This window comes from Burkholderia sp. BCC1638, from assembly GCF_902833195.1.
In the GTDB taxonomy this organism is placed as follows: Bacteria; Pseudomonadota; Gammaproteobacteria; order Burkholderiales; family Burkholderiaceae; genus Burkholderia; species Burkholderia diffusa.
On record NZ_CADFEC010000004.1, the window covers coordinates 157,371 to 172,019 of the forward strand.

Below are 14,649 nucleotides of genomic sequence, written 5' to 3' on the forward strand. Positions count from 1 at the left end.
CGCGCCGGTGTCGATACCGCATTACTTCGCGACCGCCGCCCCCGATGCCGGCACGGCCGACACCGCACGCTCGTTGGCGGCCGGCGCGGCCGGGCCGCCGCGCTTGTCGACCGGCAACCGCACCGTGCGGATCGCGCCGTTCGCCAACGGGAAATCGGCGAGCGCGCTGCGCGCGAGGAACGGCATCGCATACAGCAGCGCACCATTGTCGCCGGTGGTGCGCGCGGTCACGTTGTAGACTTCCTTGCCGGTCGCGCGCTCGGTGATCCGGATGCCGAGCGTGTAGTCGAAGACCTGATAGGTCTGCGCGACGTAGCCGGCCGGCATCGGCCCCCAGGGCCCCCACGGGCCCCACGGCCCGCCCCGCCAGTACGGCCCCGGCCCCATGAACCACGGGTCGTAGTAAACCGGCTGCGGCACCGTCACCAGATCACTGCCGACCCCGTAGGCCAGCCCGATCAGATAGCGGGCCTGCGCGGCCGGCACCTGCCTGAATGCATACGCGGACAGCTCGTTCGCGACGATCGGCTCGTAAGTCGATTGCTCGATGCTGTGCTTCTGCGCATCCGTGCGCGTGAAGGCGTACGTGCGTGTCGCGTCGCTGCCGCTCCAGTCGGAGAAGGCCGTGACCTGCGTCGTCACGTAGCTCGTGCAGCCCGTCAGCAGCGCCACGCACAGCACCGCCGCCCAGCTCGCACTCCGTTGAATCCATTCGTGTTTCATGTCGATCCTCGTCGCTCCGTCATCCGTTCGTCGCACCGCGCGAACCGCACGGGATGCCGATAATACGCGGACAGCCGGAACCGGTAAAAAGTTCGCCCGGCACGCAGCCGCCAGCCTTTGTACAATGGCCCGGTTCGCCCGGCCCGCGCCGCGGGCCCGATCCCCATTCCACCGATCTCGACGACCATGTCCGACAACGCCTCCTCCACCGTGATCCGCCGCGCCGACTATACGCCGCCGGCCTTCCTCATCGATTCCGTCGCGCTCGAATTCGATCTCGCGCCGGCCCGCACGATCGTCAGGAATACGATGCGCGTGCGCCGCAATCCGGACGCGGCGCCGACGCCGCATCTGGAGCTGCTGGGCGAAGCGCTCGAATTCCTCGGTGCACACCTCGACGGCGCGCCGTACGGCGCGGTGCGCGTGCACGAACACGGGCTGACCGTCGAAAACGTGCCCGACACGTTCGAGCTCACGCTCGACAGCGCGTGCGCGCCGGACCAGAACACGACGCTGTCCGGCCTGTACGTGTCAAGCGGCAACTTCTTCACGCAGTGCGAGGCCGAGGGCTTTCGCCGCATCACCTACTTCCTCGACCGCCCCGACGTGATGGCGTCGTATACCGTCACGCTGCGCGCCGACAAGACCGCGTATCCGGTGCTGCTGTCGAACGGCAACCTCGTCGACTCGGGCGAACTGCCCGACGGCCGCCACTTCGCGAAATGGGAAGACCCGTTCCGCAAGCCGAGCTATCTGTTCGCGCTGGTCGCGGGCAAGCTCGTCGCGATCGAGGAGAAGATCACGTCCGGCTCCGGCAAGGAAAAGCTGCTGCAGGTCTGGGTCGAACCGGCCGACCTCGACAAGACCCGCCACGCGATGGATTCGCTGATTCACTCGATCCGCTGGGACGAGAAGCGCTTCGGCCTCGAGCTCGATCTCGACCGCTTCATGATCGTCGCCGTGGGCGACTTCAACATGGGCGCGATGGAGAACAAGGGGCTCAACATCTTCAACACGAAGTACGTGCTGGCGAACCCCGAGACCGCGACCGACACCGACTTCGCGAACATCGAATCGGTGGTCGGCCACGAGTACTTCCACAACTGGACCGGCAACCGCGTGACCTGCCGCGACTGGTTCCAGCTGAGCCTGAAGGAAGGCCTGACGGTGTTCCGCGACCAGGAATTCTCGGCCGACATGGCGGCGGGCGACGACATCGATTCCGCGGCCCGCGCGGTCAAGCGCATCGAGGACGTGCGCGTGCTGCGCCAGCTGCAGTTCGCCGAGGATGCGGGCCCGATGGCGCATCCGGTGCGTCCGGAAAGCTACGTCGAGATCAATAACTTCTACACGATGACCGTCTACGAGAAAGGCTCGGAAGTCGTGCGGATGTACCAGACGCTGTTCGGCCGCGACGGCTTCCGCAAGGGAATGGACCTGTACTTCAAGCGCCACGACGGTCACGCCGTGACGTGCGACGACTTCCGTCATGCGATGGCCGATGCAAACGGACGCGATCTCGCGCAATTCGAACGCTGGTACAGCCAGGCCGGCACGCCGCGCGTGTCGGTGCGCACCGCGTACGACGCAGCCGCGCGCCGCTACACGGTCACGCTCGCGCAAGGCTACGGCAATGCGTCGCCGGCCGCGCGCGAGACGCAGCAGGGGCCGCTGCTGATTCCGTTCGCGATCGGCCTGATCGGCCGCGACGGCCGCGACCTGCCGTTGCGTCTCGACGGCGAAGCGGCCGCGTCGGGCACGACGCGCGTGCTCGACTTCACCGACACCGAACAGACCTTCACGTTCGTCGACGTGCCGGAGCAGCCGCTGCCGTCGCTGCTGCGCAATTTCTCGGCACCGGTGATCGTCGAGTATGACTACAGCGACGACGACCTCGCCTTCCTGCTCGCCCACGACAGCGACCCGTTCAACCGCTGGGAAGCCGGCCAGCGCCTCGCGACGCGCGCGCTGCTGACGCTCGCCGCGCGCGCCGCCGCGAACGAGCCGCTCACGCTCGGCGAGAACTTCGTCGCCGCGTTCCGCCGCGTGCTGACCGATGCAGACCTGTCGCCCGCGTTCCGCGAACTCGCGTTGACGCTGCCGTCGGAAACCTATCTGGCCGACCAGATGGCGGAAGCCGATCCGGCCGCCGTGCATCGCGCGCGCCAGTTCGTGCGCCGCCAGCTCGCGACCGCGCTGCGCGCGGAGTGGCTCGCCGCGTACGAGCAGCACCAGACGCCGGGCGCGTACGAGCCGACGCCCGACGCATCCGGCCGCCGTGCGCTGAAGAACCTCGCGCTCGCGTATCTCGCCGAACTCGAGGATCCGGCCGACGCCGTGCGCATTGCGACCGCGCAGTACGACGCGGCGAACAACATGACCGATCGTGCCGCCGCGCTCGGCGCGCTGCTGTCCGCCGCGGCATCAGGCGCGAACGACGCGGCCGCACACGCGCTCGACGACTTCTACCGTCGCTTCGAGAAGGAAGCGCTCGTGATCGACAAGTGGTTCGCGATGCAGGCCGCGCAGCGCGGCACGTCCACGCAGCCGACGCTCGCGAAGGTCCGCAAGCTGATGGCCCACCCCGCGTTCAATCTGAAGAACCCGAACCGCGCACGCTCGCTGATCTTCAGTTTCTGCGCGGCGAACCCGGCGCAATTCCACGCGGCGGACGGCTCGGGCTACGCGTTCTGGGCCGAACAGGTGCTCGCGCTCGACGCGATCAACCCGCAGGTCGCCGCGCGCCTCGCCCGCTCGCTCGAACTGTGGCGCCGCTTCACGCCGGCGCTGCGCGACCGGATGCGCGATGCGCTCGAGCAGGTCGCCGCCGGCGCGAAATCGCGCGACGTGCGCGAGATCGTCGAGAAGGCCCTCGCGTAACGTCACGCACGCGATTCGCGTCGCGTGCCCATGCGACGAAGCCGGCGCCGCCCCGTTGCGGCGCCGGCTTTTTTGTCGTCTGAAGGTTGGCGGGGTTGGAGCCGGACCATGTGTTCAGCCGCCCGGTTTTACCGCCGCTTTCGCGCCGAGCCGCCGCGCCACGCACGCCGGCACCCGGCCGGGGCAGCCGACCGACCATGTAACCGGACGAAAAAAGGCGGCGGCTCGGGAGGCGCGCCGGGTAAAATTGCGGCAATTCAAGGATTCTTTGGCCTTTCGGAGTCTGTCATGTCCATTGCCCGCCGCACCACGCTGTCCAAGTTCCTGATCGAGCAGCAGCGTGAGACCAACAACCTCCCCGCCGACCTCCGCCTGCTGATCGAAGTCGTCGCCCGCGCGTGCAAGGCGATCAGCTACAACGTGTCGAAGGGCGCGCTCGGCGATGCACTCGGTACCGCCGGCAGCGAGAACGTCCAGGGCGAAGTGCAGAAGAAGCTCGACATCCTGTCGAACGAAATCCTGCTCGACGCGAACGAATGGGGCGGCAACCTCGCCGCGATGGCGTCGGAAGAAATGGAAACGTTCTTCCCGATCCCTGCGAACTACCCGCGCGGCGAATACCTGCTCGTGTTCGACCCGCTCGACGGCTCGTCGAACATCGACGTGAACGTGTCGATCGGCACGATCTTCTCGGTGCTGCGCTGCCCGGACGGCAAGCAGGCCACCGAGGAATCGTTCCTGCAACCGGGCACGGAGCAGGTCGCGGCCGGCTACGCGGTGTATGGCCCGCAATCCGTATTCGTACTGACGACCGGCAACGGCGTGAACTGCTTCACGCTCGACCGCGAAGTCGGCTCGTGGGTGCTCACGCAAAGCAACATGCAGATCCCGGCCGATACGCGCGAATACGCGATCAACGCATCGAACGCACGTCACTGGTATGAACCGGTCCAGCGCTACGTCAGCGAACTGAACGCCGGCAAGGAAGGCCCGCGCGGCGACAACTTCAACATGCGCTGGATCGCGTCGATGGTGGCCGACGTGCACCGGATCCTGAACCGCGGCGGCATCTTCATGTACCCGGCCGACAAGCGCACGCCCGATCGTCCGGGCAAGCTGCGCCTGATGTACGAAGCGAACCCGATGTCGTTCATCGTCGAACAGGCCGGCGGCGCCGCGACGACGGGCACGCAGCGCATCATGGAAGTGCAGCCGACCGGCCTGCACCAGCGCGTGCCGGTGTTCCTCGGTTCGAAGAACGAAGTCGAGCGCGTGACCAGCTATCACAACGAAGGCGAAGGCAAATAAATTTGCACTGCAGCACTAGACGGAGGTGCGAGACGCCAGTACAATCGCGCCTTCGCGATGTGGCCCTGACAGGCTGCATCGCAGTGAAGTGAAAGCGGGAAGTCCGCCGGATCGATGGTTTCGCGAAGCAGCCGCAGCAAGCTGAAAAAAATTTCGCAAAACCTATTGCCAAGATCTCGGATTTCACCATATAATTTCATTTCTCTGCTGCCGGTGTAGCTCAGTTGGTAGAGCAGCGCATTCGTAATGCGAAGGTCGTAGGTTCGACTCCTATCTCCGGCACCAAGATATAAAGGCCTGATAAGCATCGCTTATCAGGCCTTTTCTCTTTTCCGGCGACGATTTCCTATACACGACGAAGTCCTGCGCCACCCTCCCCGTCATTTCCGCTTGCGGGCATCCCCCGACTCCCGCGCCGCGCGCCGCCGATTACAATCGCCGGACCACCCGGCCCTTCCCCCGCATCATGCGCATCTGGCGCCTCGAACGACCCAACCTCGGCGGACAACTGGACGTGTCCCGCGCGACCGGTCTCGTCACCGCGATCGGCGGCAGCGAGCCGAATGCGTTCGCCGCGGAAATCCTGAAGCTGTTCGACGATGCGCTGTCCGTCACGCAGTGCATGATCTTCGCGTATGAGTTCGGCAGCCGGCCACGCACAGTGTCGGTCGCCGATCATCGCGGCGGCCGCTACCTGCGTGACGTCGCCGACACCTACGTGCGACATTTCTATCCGCTCGACGGCAACCAGAAGATCGTCTCGGCCGCGGGTCGCGCAACGCACCGCCGCGACGTGCTGCTGCATCAGCAGGCCGGCGACGAGATCTGCCACGACACATATCGGGCAGCCTGCTACCGCGGCCCCGACGTGTCCGATCGCCTCGCGTTGCTGATGCAGCCGAACGACTCGACCTGGCTGTCGATCAACCTGTATCGCGCGCATCGCAGCGGCGCGTTCCAGCCGCGCGAGATCGCGGCCATCGAAACGCTCGCACCGCTGATCGCGCAGGCCGCACAGCATCACTACGCGCTCGCCGGCGCGGCGCAGATCGGCATCCCGCAACTGATGCTCGCGCGGCTGCGCGGCGCATGCCCGGCACTGTCCAAGCGCGAACTCGACGTGCTGCGCGGCGTGCTCGAAGGCCAGACCGCGCAGGAGATCGGTGAAACGATCGGCGTGAAGGCCTCCAGCGTCGTCACCTATCAGAAGCGCGCGTACCGGCGCCTCGGCATCTCGAGCCAGCGCCAGCTTTTTGCGCTGTGCCTCCAACCCTGAACCGCGCTCGCCGATCCTGAACGCGTCGGGGGTAAATCCCGGCCCGCCGCCGGCCGAACGCTGTCCCCGGAATGGGGACAGCGGTGTTCGGTACGGCTTCCATACTGCATCCAGCCTGCCGCACGCATCGCGTCGTCGAGCGTGCGCATTCCAACAGTGCAACCTGGAAGCCAACGATGGGCATCGAAGTCAAGCCATATCCGTTCGTCGCCGCGCGCCATCCCGCGCATCTGCCGACCTGCAGCGACAGTGTCGACATGCAGCGGCACCGCGTCGCGATCGTCGGCGGCGGGCCGGTCGGCCTCGCCGTCGCGCTCGGCCTCGCCAATCACGGCATCCGCAGCGTGCTGCTCGAAGCCGATGATTCAGTCTGTCACGGCAGCCGCGCGATCTGCATCTCGCGACGCAGCCTCGAGATCATCGAACGGCTCGGCGCACTCGATCGTTTCCTTCGCGTCGGACTGCCGTGGAGCGGCGGACGCAGCTTCTATCGTCACGACGAAGTGCTGCATTTCACGATGCCGCAGGACGAAAACCAGAAGCTGCCGCCGATGGTGAACCTCGCGCAGTATCACATCGAGCAGTTCCTGCTCGACGCCGCACTGCGCCGCCCCGAACTCATCGAAGTCCGCTGGCAGACGAAGGTCGCCGGCGTCACGCAGCGCCCGGACGGCGTACGTCTCGACGTCGATACGCCGCTCGGCGGCTACGCGCTCGATGCCGACTGGGTCGTCGCGAGCGACGGCGGGCGCAGCACGATGCGCGATGCGCTCGGCCTGTCGCTGCACGGCACCAGCTACGAAGGCCGTTACGTGATCGTCGACATCGCGCTCGACAGCGATCGGCCGACCGAGCGACTCGCCTACTTCGACCCGGCGTCGAATCCGGGCTCGACGGTACTCGTCCACAAGCAGCCCGACAACGTGTGGCGGATCGACTACCAGCTGCGCGACGATGAGGATCCCGAAGCGGCCGTCAAACCCGAGAACGTGATCCCGCGCGTGCAGAGCCTGCTCGACATGATGGGCGAGCGCGGCGACTGGTCGCCGATCTGGATCACGATCTACAAGGCGAACGCGCTGACGCTCGAACGCTACCGGCACGGCCGCGTGCTGTTCTGTGGCGACGCCGCGCACCTCGTGCCGATCTTCGGCGTGCGCGGCGCGAACTCGGGAATCGACGATGCCGACAATGTCGCGTGGAAACTGGCGTACGTGATTCGCGGCCTCGCGTCGGACGCGCTGCTCGACAGCTATTCGGACGAGCGCGTGTTCGCGACGCACGAGAACCTGCGCTACGGCACCAAGAGCACCGAGTTCATGGCGCCGCCGTCGTTCGCATTCGACCTGATGCGCAAGGCCGTGCTGACGCTCGCGGCCCGGCATCCGGCGTTGCGTTCGCTGATCAATCCGCGTCAGACATCGGCCATCGCTTACACGACGTCGCCGCTCAATGCGGACGAACGCGATGCGTTCTCGGCTGGGCCGCCGCCCGGCACGGTACTCGCCGAATGTCCGCTAATGCTGCAGGCGTCGAGCGACATCGGCAACGACAACGGCGTGCGTCGCGGCCACCTGACCGATCTCGTCGGCGCGTGCTTCACCGCGTTCCGCTTCACACGCGACGGTGCGTCCGATCCGTCGTTCGCCGATCTCGAACGACGCCTGCACGACGCCGGCATACCGTTCGCGCTGGTCACGCTCGCGCGGCACGCGGCACCGCAACATCCGCGATGCGGCGGCTACGATGCCGACGGCCGGCTGTTCGACCTGTACGGCGCGCGCGACGGCACCGTCTATCTCGTGCGTCCGGACGGACATGTGCTCGGCCGCTGGCACGATGCGCGCGTCACCGACCTGAGCGCCGCACTCGAGCGCGTGCTGCACCCGCACACGTCATCCGATCCTCAGGAGAACGCATGATGACCGACACCGAACGCGACATCCTTTACACCGACCTGTGCCGCACGATGACTCGCATCGGCGAAACCGATGCATCGCTCTTTCTCGCGCGCTTCGCACTGCTCGCGATCGAGGCGATCGGCGACGCGGCGACCGTCACCCGCCTGATTGCCGACGCCGGTGACGGCCTGCCCGACACCGACGCATCGACGCCGACGCACGGACGATGACACATGGCGCCCCTTTCCTTGCAGATTCATTGCGTAGCCAGACGAATCCCCTGGAAAAACCCGTTAAGGGTGCATAACATTACTTAACGATTCCGACCCGTCTATCGCGTTACATTGCGTGGGCGGCGCGGCGGGTCGCATGCCGCCTTCATGCAGCTTGCGGCGAAACAGCCGACGTCCGGTCATTTCGACTCAACACAAGGAGAGGATCACCATGACTCATGGCTTGATTATGTGGCTCATCATCGGCGCGATCGCCGGCTGGCTGGCGGGCCTGCTCGTCAAGGGCGGCGGGTTCGGCCTGATCGTCGACATCATCGTCGGCATCGTCGGCGCGGTGATCGGCGGCTGGCTGGCCGGGGTGCTCGGCATCAGCCTCGGCAGCGGCTTCATCGGTTCGGTGATCGTCGCGGTCATCGGCGCCGTGATCCTGCTGTTCGTGATCCGGCTGTTCAGGCGCGCGGCCTGACGATCTTCTTGCGCGCCTCCGGGCGCGCGCTTTCGATTCGTATTTGCATCGGAGCGGCGCGCGGCATCGCCCGCGCGCCACCTTCCGCTTTCACCGGCGCTTGCCGCCTTGCAACCAGCCGTCGAGCACGTCGGTCGTCAGCAATCCGCTGCGCGCCTCGCGTGCACCATCGCGTCCGATCCACACGGTACGCGGCATTTCTCCCCGCCACCTCGCATCGAGTGCCGCTCGCAGACGCTCGGGCATCGGCTCCGCGTTCGCATATTGCGCGACCTGCGGCGGCAGGTTCATTTGCGCGAGCGCCTGTGCGATTGCCGCACCGTTGTCGTCGTACGCGTCCATCGAGACCATCGCGAGCCGCACGTCCGGATGCCGGCGCTGCCACGCGACCAGATGCACGGCGTTCTCGCGGCAGTAGCCGCAATCGAGCGACCAGATCTCGACCGCGAGCGGCCGTTCTGTCGCCGTCGCGTACAACTTCGCGACCTCGGCCGCGCGCAGCGGCTGCAGTTCACCGGCCCATGCGGGCAAGCTCGCAAGCACGGCGCCGATCGACACCATCAGTCGTTTCATTGCTCTCCCTCCACGGGAATGAGTCGATAGCCGTCGTGGCGCGTACGCCACGACAGGTAGATGCGTCCTGCATCGTCGAGCAGTTGCGGGTTGTCGCTCGCACCCGACGTCGACGCGATCACGCGCGGCGCCGACCAGTGCTCGCCGCGATCGTCCGAGCGGCGCAGCTTGATCTGCATCGTGTCGCCGTCGAACGCCTTCCATGCGAGCCACACGACATCGCCGCGCGCGACGAGCGCCGCATGCGATGCTTGCTCGGCCGGTACCGCCGGATTCGCGCCGAACGCCCAGGGCGTGCCGAGCGCCCGGTCATCGGCGCCGATGCGCGAATAGAACACGTCGGCGCGACCCTCGACGACGCCGAACCACGCAATGTGGCGCGTGCCGTCCGGCGTGATCGCGAGCGCCGGCCCGTGCTCGGGGCACGCCTCGACGTGCCAGTTCGAGAACGTCGCGCGCACCGGCGCGACGGGCTCCGACGCCGACACGGGCAGCACCGCGAGCGCATGATCGCGGATCTGCCCCGGGAACACGTTGCGCCACACCGCTTCGATATGTCCGGCCGGATCGATCGCCATCGCGATGCGGCAGCATTCGCATGTGTGATCGGTGACCTTGCGCTCGGGCTCGAACGACGCGCCGCCGTCGCGCGACACGGCGAAGTAGACGGCCGCGCCGTCGTACGTCTGCCCCGCCGCCTTCGCCGCGACGAGATCGCGCTTGTCGATCCACGCGATCGCGATGTTGCCGGCCGGATCGACCGCCATCATGTCGAAGCGGTGCGTGATCGCCTGCCGGTCGCGATGCACGGTGACGGGCACGCTCCAGGTCGCGCCGCCGTCGAGCGAACGCGAGAAGCGCACCATGCCGGTGTACGGCGCATCGAGCGGCATCGACCACGACACGTACACCGCGCGACCGTCCGGGCTCGTCGCGATCTTCGGGCGATTCTCCGCACTCGTGTAGATCGGCTCGGGCATCGCGTTGACGGTCGTGGGTGCGGACAGCGTGCGGCCCGCGTCGTCCGAGTGCGCGACGACGACGTGCGCGCCTTCAACCCATGCGACCCACAGCCGGTGCCGCGCGTCGAATGCGGCGCCGGTCGCGAGCGGCTGCTTCTGCTGCGCCGGCGCGGCCTGCATGCTCATGTGCGCCGCATGCGGATCGACGGCGTTCGGCGCGTCGTGCGCGCGTGCGGGCGACAGCGCCGCGAGCCACAGCGCACAGCCTGCCGCGAACGATTTCACAGCGACCATTTCAGTTCTCCGAAGAAAGTGCGGCCCGGATACGGGTGGAACACGTAATAGCGACGGTCGGTCAGGTTGTCGATGCCGAGCGATGCGGTCCAGTGACGGTCGAACCGGTAGCGCGCCTTCAGGTCGACGACCGTGAAGATGCTCGTGCCGCCGTACACGTCCGGATTCACGTCGCCGTTGTCGAGCGTATTGAACTGGCGGCCCGAGTAGCGGACGCCGACGCTCGCGAGCCAGTGCTCGTCGAAGCGGTACGACGCGAGCAGGTTCGCGCGCATGCGCGGGATGCGCGGAAAGCGCGAACCGACGTAAGCCGGATTCGCGGTGTCGGCCAGAATCTGCGCGTTGCTCGCCGACACGTTCGCGTCGATGTCGAGCCCGCGCAGCCCGACGCTCTGACCGCTGAATGCGAGTTCGACGCCGCGTACGCGCACGCGATCGACGTTCGAGATGTTGGTGACGGTCGATGCGCCCGACACCGTCGTCTGGCTGTAGATCGAATCGCGCAGATCGCTCTGGAACACGCTCGCGCGCACGACGCCGACGCCCACGTCGCGCTCGGCCGTGAAGTCCCAGTCGATCGCCTTTTCCGGACGCAGGTTCGGGTTGTTGTTGAGGATCGCGTTGTTCGAGATCGTGCCCTGGAACAGTTCGCCGACCGTCGGAAAGCGCGTGCCGGTCGCGAACGACAGCCGGAAGCGCCAGACGTCCGTCGCGTCCCATTGCAGTGCGACTTTCGGCGACAGCGCATTCGCGCCGCGGTCCGCGTAGCCGAGCATGCCGTTGGCGTTGCCGAGCGCGCCGCCGTATGCATCCCAGCGCTCGTAGCGCAGGCCGAGGGTCGCGAGCCAGCCGGGCGCGAAACGCCACGCGTCCTGCGCGAACAGCGCCTGCGTGCGCGTGTCGCCCCGGTAGACGCTCGCGACCGACGTAGTCGGCCCTGCCAGCCAGTCGGCCGTGTTGTACGTGACGTTGCGCAGGAAATAGTTGTCGTAGTGATAGCCGAACGTGAATGCGTGGCCCTTCACTTCCTGCGCATCGGCCTTCAGGTCGAACGTGCGCCAGCCCGTGCCGTCGCCCTGGAACAGCGTGCCCGCCCCGCCCTGCACGGTCGACGCCGCGCGCAGCACGTCGCGCGACACGTCGTACGCCGACACCACGCCCGACAGCCGCCAGCCCGAATCGAGCCGGCCGTTCAGGCCGAGCGCGTACAGCCAGTTCTCCTGGTCGCCGCGCTGCGGCGCGAACGCGCTCGGCGCGACGGTCATGTTCCGGCCGCCGATCGACACGTTGCCGCCGTAGACGGGATTGCCGGCCGCATCGCGCAGGAAGGTTTCGCCGTGCTGCCGGTAATGGTTTTCCCAGTGCCCGAGCGTCAGTGTCGCGTCGACGCGGTCCGTGAACGCGTAGCCCATCCGCACCGTCCCGTTGAGCTGCTCGGTCCGCTCGATGGTCTGCGCGCCGACGATCGTGCGCGGCTTGCCGTTCGGTCCGATGTCGGTAGCCGCCCCCGTCACCGGCACCGCGGCGCCGAGCTTCGGGTTGTAGGCTGAATTGGGGCCCGCATACTGCATCGGCTGGCCGTTGTTCTCCAGCCGGTCGAGCGACAGCGAAAACCAGAACTTGCCGATGCGGTTCGCGATCCGCGCGGTCTGGTGATTGCCGCCGAAGCTGTCCGCGAAGCCGTAGCCGTCGTGATAGCGCTGCGTGAAGAACTGCGTCGACAGCGACGCCTCGAGTGCGTCGGGACGCCGCGTCGTCAGCAGCACGGTCGAGCCGATCGCGTTGCCGGGATACAGCGCGGAAAAGGGACCATACAGCACGTCGACGCGCGCGATATCGTCGGGCGCGATCAGCGACCAGCGCGGCGGATACGCATAGCTCGACCCGAGCAGGTTCGACAGCAACAGGCCGTCGGCGTAGACGAGCCCGCGCGCGCTCTGCAGCTCGTTGAAGTCGCGGCCGGCGAACACGCTGTTGCGGTCGCCGATGTAGCGCTTGCGAACCATCAGGTTGGGGGCGTACTTCAGCGCGTCCTCGGTGGTGACGTTGGTGTGCGCGTCGATCTGCTCGCGCGTGATCGACTCGACGACGGCCGGCGTATCGGGATCGACGGGTCGCCGCCGAGCGATGACGCTGACGGCGGTCAACGTGTCGCCGGTCGGCGCGGGCGCGGCAACCGGTGCGGCATGGCCGGCCGGGTCGCCCGGACTGCCGGGCGCCGGGTCAGCGGATACGCCATCGATCGTGGCCGCCTGCGCGGCAGGCCAGGCAAAAACGGCCACGCAGGCGAGCGCGAGCCGGCCGCGCGACGGCCGCGCGGCGAAGGTGAACGACATGGATGAATTCCTGGAAACGTGACCGGACACCGCCGGGCGCGAGCCGACGCGCCGCGCGCACACGGCGCGGCGCGCGGACCGGGCCGCGGGCGGCACGCGCGCCACCGGGGCGCGCGGACGATATCAATCAGATCGGGACGTTTTCAGGCGGGCCGCGCGGCTGCGCGAGACGGATGCCCTTGCGGGGAAAAACGGGAACGGCCGGGGCGGTCGCCCGGTACGCGAAGGCGCGCACGAAGCCCGGCAACGCAGGCAGGCTCGTGCCGAGCGCCACGTTCGCCGCGAAGCCGGGACAGTACACGCAGTGCGGCACGCCGGCATGGTCGAACGACGATGTGCCGCGGTCGTCGCCCGACTGCGCGAGGACGATCTGACGCGCACCTGCCGCACTGCACAATTCGAGCGTGAGCTCGCCGGAACCGTTCGATGCGAGACGCGCGTAGCCGACGACGGGCGACAGTACGTTCAGTACGAGCGCCAACCATACGAGGCCGATCCATCGCGTCGTTCGTTTCATCGCGGTCCAGGAAAAAGTGCGCGCAAGTATAACAAGCGGCCTGATCGTTGCCGACGTGCGAGGTGCAATAGTCGGCATCGCACGGTGCGCAGCAGCGCATGTGCCGTTAATACAACAGAGACAAAATCTAACGATTCGCCTCTGGCAAAAATCCGAGCGCGAGGTTGATAATTATTGAACCTGCTGGAGAAATGACCATGGACGAAAGACCAACCCGCATGCCCCCGCCCGAGCAAGTGATGAGCCCGGATCCGGAACCCGTCGGCGTGGAATTCCTCGCCGAGTTGCCCGAGTATGTCCGGGCATTCTTCGACGAGCAGCACAAGCTGTACTCGCCGAAGTGAATCTACGTTCCGTTCTGTAACCGCCACGTGTCGATCGATATCGTGCGGTTCATCGCTGCGTTTTCGGCGCAGATCGCTTCGCACCCGGGCTGCAACGGCCTGACGGTGCCGGATCAGCGCGTCCGCTGATTCTTCTGTCGCGTCGTTCCGCCGCGCGACTGTCTTCGTCTATCCTTCTGGTTTTCCACCTCCGGCCCGTCCGGTTCTCCCGATCGTTCCGATGAAACAAGCCATTCGTGCCAGCGTCGCTGTCGCCGCGCTCGGCGTCGCCCTTTTTTCGTCGCCGCACATCGCACGCGCGGACGGCGACGACACCGCGCTCACCAATCTCGTCGCGCTCGCATCGCAGCGGCTCGCCCTGGCCGAACCCGTCGCGCGATGGAAATGGGCGAATCACAAGGCAATCGAGGACCAACCGCGCGAAGCGGCACTGCTCGCATCGGTCGAGAAGCGCGCCGCACAGTCCGGCGTGGATCCGGCGTTTGCGCGCACGTTCTTCGAGGATCAGATCGCCGCGAGCAAGGACGTGCAGAACGCGCTCTTTGCAACGTGGCGCGCGACGCGGCCGCCGGAAGGCTCCCCGCCCGACCTCGCGACCAGCACGCGGCCGGCGCTCGATCAGCTCACGCAAAAGATGCTGGCCGGCCTCGCGCAGGTCGCACCGCTGCGCGACGCACCCGACTGCCAGGCGCGGCTCGCACGCAGCATCGCGAACTGGAAAACACTGACCCGCTACGACCGCACCCAGACGCAGGCGCTCGGCATCGCGCTGTCGCACGTCTGCTCCGCCGGCGGCGCCAGCGCGATCGGCTGACGGCGCACGGCCATTGCGCGCG

General features: G+C 67.1%; 13 protein-coding genes and 1 tRNA gene. 9 read left to right on the forward strand and 5 right to left on the reverse strand.

The genetic code is table 11. The features are described from left to right. Nucleotides 1-21: 21 nt before the first annotated feature. A complete protein-coding gene (locus HWX22_RS06065) occupies nt 22-723 on the reverse strand; it encodes a DUF4136 domain-containing protein (protein WP_175915217.1) in 702 nt (233 codons plus the stop codon). 186 nt (nt 724-909) lie between these two features. Here HWX22_RS06065 and pepN point away from each other — a divergent pair, with 186 nt between their 5' ends. The 7 genes from pepN (at nt 910) to HWX22_RS06100 (ending at nt 8,787) form a co-directional block, all read left to right on the forward strand. Continuing rightward, entirely contained in the window at nt 910-3,603 is a 2,694-nt protein-coding gene (gene pepN / locus HWX22_RS06070; RefSeq protein WP_059816280.1) for an aminopeptidase N, read from the forward strand. A 288-nt stretch (nt 3,604-3,891) separates the two neighbouring features. Beyond that, complete coding sequence (locus HWX22_RS06075) at nt 3,892-4,911, forward strand: class 1 fructose-bisphosphatase (RefSeq protein ID WP_059530086.1); 1,020 nt, start codon at nt 3,892-3,894, stop codon at nt 4,909-4,911. Between the two features lie 209 nt (nt 4,912-5,120). Next, nucleotides 5,121-5,196, forward strand: a tRNA-Thr gene (locus HWX22_RS06080). 181 nt (nt 5,197-5,377) lie between these two features. Beyond that, nucleotides 5,378-6,187 (forward strand): LuxR C-terminal-related transcriptional regulator, encoded by an 810-nt coding sequence (locus HWX22_RS06085; protein ID WP_175915218.1) that lies wholly within the window; start codon nt 5,378-5,380, stop codon nt 6,185-6,187. A gap of 176 nt (nt 6,188-6,363) precedes the next feature. Further along, the gene (locus HWX22_RS06090) at nt 6,364-8,109 is read left to right on the forward strand and encodes an FAD-dependent oxidoreductase (protein WP_175915219.1); all 1,746 of its coding nucleotides are present in this window, start codon (nt 6,364-6,366) and stop codon (nt 8,107-8,109) included. After that, a complete protein-coding gene (locus HWX22_RS06095) occupies nt 8,106-8,318 on the forward strand; it encodes a hypothetical protein (protein ID WP_059530094.1) in 213 nt (70 codons plus the stop codon). The genes HWX22_RS06090 and HWX22_RS06095 overlap by 4 nt, the downstream gene beginning before the upstream one ends. A 214-nt stretch (nt 8,319-8,532) precedes the next feature. Further along, nucleotides 8,533-8,787, forward strand: a complete 255-nt coding sequence (locus HWX22_RS06100) for a GlsB/YeaQ/YmgE family stress response membrane protein (protein WP_059530096.1) — start codon at nt 8,533-8,535, stop codon at nt 8,785-8,787. A gap of 90 nt (nt 8,788-8,877) precedes the next feature. On the opposite strand, the gene HWX22_RS06105 is transcribed toward HWX22_RS06100, so the two are convergent. From HWX22_RS06105 to HWX22_RS06120, 4 genes are all read right to left on the reverse strand, one after another. Next, nucleotides 8,878-9,360, reverse strand: a complete 483-nt coding sequence (locus tag HWX22_RS06105; RefSeq protein WP_059816289.1) for a hypothetical protein — start codon at nt 9,358-9,360, stop codon at nt 8,878-8,880. Continuing rightward, the gene (locus tag HWX22_RS06110; protein WP_175915220.1) at nt 9,357-10,616 is read right to left on the reverse strand and encodes a sialidase family protein; all 1,260 of its coding nucleotides are present in this window, start codon (nt 10,614-10,616) and stop codon (nt 9,357-9,359) included. The genes HWX22_RS06105 and HWX22_RS06110 overlap by 4 nt, the downstream gene beginning before the upstream one ends. Next, the gene (locus tag HWX22_RS06115; RefSeq protein ID WP_175915221.1) at nt 10,604-12,952 is read right to left on the reverse strand and encodes a TonB-dependent receptor; all 2,349 of its coding nucleotides are present in this window, start codon (nt 12,950-12,952) and stop codon (nt 10,604-10,606) included. Before HWX22_RS06115 ends, HWX22_RS06110 begins: the two co-directional genes overlap by 13 nt. Before the next feature lie 127 nt (nt 12,953-13,079). Further along, nucleotides 13,080-13,469, reverse strand: a complete 390-nt coding sequence (locus HWX22_RS06120; protein WP_175907467.1) for a DUF2946 domain-containing protein — start codon at nt 13,467-13,469, stop codon at nt 13,080-13,082. Between the two features lie 197 nt (nt 13,470-13,666). Here HWX22_RS06120 and HWX22_RS06125 point away from each other — a divergent pair, with 197 nt between their 5' ends. Next, a complete protein-coding gene (locus tag HWX22_RS06125) occupies nt 13,667-13,813 on the forward strand; it encodes a hypothetical protein (RefSeq protein ID WP_167359231.1) in 147 nt (48 codons plus the stop codon). Between the two features lie 220 nt (nt 13,814-14,033). Beyond that, nucleotides 14,034-14,627: a chorismate mutase gene (locus HWX22_RS06130; RefSeq protein ID WP_059530108.1), complete on the forward strand. Its 594-nt coding sequence runs from the start codon at nt 14,034-14,036 to the stop codon at nt 14,625-14,627. Nucleotides 14,628-14,649: the final 22 nt, after the last annotated feature.

Excerpts from the sequence above, each read along its gene's own strand:
- HWX22_RS06065 (WP_175915217.1), bottom strand. The coding sequence starts at position 723 with ATGAAACACGAATGGATTCAACGGAGTGCGAGCTGGGCGGCGGTGCTG.
- pepN (WP_059816280.1), top strand. The coding sequence starts at position 910 with ATGTCCGACAACGCCTCCTCCACCGTGATCCGCCGCGCCGACTATACG.
- HWX22_RS06075 (WP_059530086.1), top strand. The coding sequence starts at position 3,892 with ATGTCCATTGCCCGCCGCACCACGCTGTCCAAGTTCCTGATCGAGCAG.
- HWX22_RS06085 (WP_175915218.1), top strand. The coding sequence starts at position 5,378 with ATGCGCATCTGGCGCCTCGAACGACCCAACCTCGGCGGACAACTGGAC.
- HWX22_RS06090 (WP_175915219.1), top strand. The coding sequence starts at position 6,364 with ATGGGCATCGAAGTCAAGCCATATCCGTTCGTCGCCGCGCGCCATCCC.
- HWX22_RS06095 (WP_059530094.1), top strand. The coding sequence starts at position 8,106 with ATGATGACCGACACCGAACGCGACATCCTTTACACCGACCTGTGCCGC.
- HWX22_RS06100 (WP_059530096.1), top strand. The coding sequence starts at position 8,533 with ATGACTCATGGCTTGATTATGTGGCTCATCATCGGCGCGATCGCCGGC.
- HWX22_RS06105 (WP_059816289.1), bottom strand. The coding sequence starts at position 9,360 with ATGAAACGACTGATGGTGTCGATCGGCGCCGTGCTTGCGAGCTTGCCC.
- HWX22_RS06110 (WP_175915220.1), bottom strand. The coding sequence starts at position 10,616 with ATGGTCGCTGTGAAATCGTTCGCGGCAGGCTGTGCGCTGTGGCTCGCG.
- HWX22_RS06115 (WP_175915221.1), bottom strand. The coding sequence starts at position 12,952 with ATGTCGTTCACCTTCGCCGCGCGGCCGTCGCGCGGCCGGCTCGCGCTC.
- HWX22_RS06120 (WP_175907467.1), bottom strand. The coding sequence starts at position 13,469 with ATGAAACGAACGACGCGATGGATCGGCCTCGTATGGTTGGCGCTCGTA.
- HWX22_RS06125 (WP_167359231.1), top strand. The coding sequence starts at position 13,667 with ATGGACGAAAGACCAACCCGCATGCCCCCGCCCGAGCAAGTGATGAGC.
- HWX22_RS06130 (WP_059530108.1), top strand. The coding sequence starts at position 14,034 with ATGAAACAAGCCATTCGTGCCAGCGTCGCTGTCGCCGCGCTCGGCGTC.